The organism is Chromatium okenii, assembly GCF_016583745.1.
Classification (GTDB): Bacteria; Pseudomonadota; Gammaproteobacteria; order Chromatiales; family Chromatiaceae; genus Chromatium; species Chromatium okenii.
Window position 1 is genome coordinate 1 of sequence record NZ_NRRQ01000085.1, and the last position, 1,676, is coordinate 1,676.

Annotated in this window: 1 protein-coding gene; it reads right to left on the reverse strand. The window is 43.1% G+C overall.

From position 1 onward, the window contains the following. Positions 1–1,676 (reverse strand): type ISP restriction/modification enzyme (locus CKO12_RS14205; RefSeq protein WP_338032764.1); only part of this gene is annotated, 1,676 nt, incomplete at both ends.

The following is a 1,676-nucleotide window of genomic DNA, read 5'->3' on the forward strand; positions in this document are numbered from 1 at the left end:
GCTAAATGCCCAGAAATCCGCAGCAGTTTTCACTCGCGGAATGCGCGGTAATTCTTTGCTCAAATTGTCGGCATAACTGGTGCGATATTCCGGCGAATGCAGCAAACCATAAATATAATAAAACAGGTCTTCTTTATTGAGCGTTGCATCTGGATAAGCCGTTTGGAAATGGTTTAACCCTGCGTCGGTAATTGCATCGCGGCGCGTGCGGGTTGATTCCGTTGCAAATAAACTGGCGTCACTCGTTGCTGGTGCTGGCTCGTCGTATAAATAGAGCGGGAAACATTGACCGTTAAATTTTAACTGTACATCTGGCAACGCATTTGCAATTAAACACGAAAATCTTTTATTTGTGCCTATTCCTGTAATACAAATCACCATATTTTCCGCCGTCGCATCAGGAAAAATGCGGGGCATTTGTGCTGTTCGATGGTTAAACATGCTGTCATAATAAAGCCACTGTTTACTAAATGGACGATACAACGACTGAAGTATTTTTATTTTGTCAAATGAACCATTGTTAAAGTTTACTAAATCGGGAATTAAACTGCTTGACCAACTGATTTTTGTAAAATCTTTGTTAATAAAATCTGCAACAATTTCTTCACGTTGTTTTTTATTCAATGCTCCGTGTGCATTCTGAAATCTCAGCACTTCATTGTTATAAAATGCAACCATCCGCGTCATAGTTTCTGCAACTTGATTGTGCGAACTGTTGTAACACCACACATCACGACTTGTTTCTAATCCGCGTGAGTAATTCGCAAACAATGCAAGCGCCGTTTTATCATCTTTGTTTCCCAGCACGATAAAATCAGAAAAATCATCATTGCGCTGATTCAACCAATCGCCGTGCTGATCTGGTGTGATTGCTTGCCAGCCAGTGTTTTCAGAGATACCAGCAACGCTTACAAAAACGTTGATTTTGTCTAACTTTTCCTCGCGACTTAAATAATCGCCAATGTCGTGTAAATAAATCTGACCGTGTTGTGCCGCCTTCGGATTTTTAACCAACAACGAGATTGCAATTGGCGCACGGCTGCCACTGCCAAAAATCTTGCCACCTTCTTTGCGCGATAATTCACCAGCCGTGCGTTGATTGCCGCGCAAATGAAAAATATAAATGCTGCTAAATTCTTCTGCTAAACACTGCCGCAAACCGTCCGCTGTATTTGCTTCTAACCAACCGGCATTCGTCACAAAACCGATGATGCCAGCGTCACCAATCCGATCTGATGCCCAGCGAATAGCGCGAATATAACTATCATAAAGCGCATTTTTATTGGTTGCTGTTGAGCGTTCGGCATAGGTGGTGCGGATACGTTCATCCAAACCTGCGTAGCGCAAATTGGCATTGTTATCATTGGCGCTGGCTTGTCCAGCGGAATATGGCGGATTGCCAATAATCACCCGCACCGGTAACTGTTTTTGCTTGTGTCGCCGCGAACTATTTTCAGCCAGCAGTTCATCCAATAAATCGCCTTTTTCATAAAGCTGGAACGTATCGGTTAAACAAATCCCGCCAAACGGTTGATAATTGCCGCCGACCAAACTGTGATAACTGGATTCAATGTTGATTGCCGCGATGTAATATGCCAACAGCACAATTTCATTGGCGTGAATTTCGTATTGATATTTGAACGGCAATTGCTCCGGGCTAATTAAACCGCTGTGCA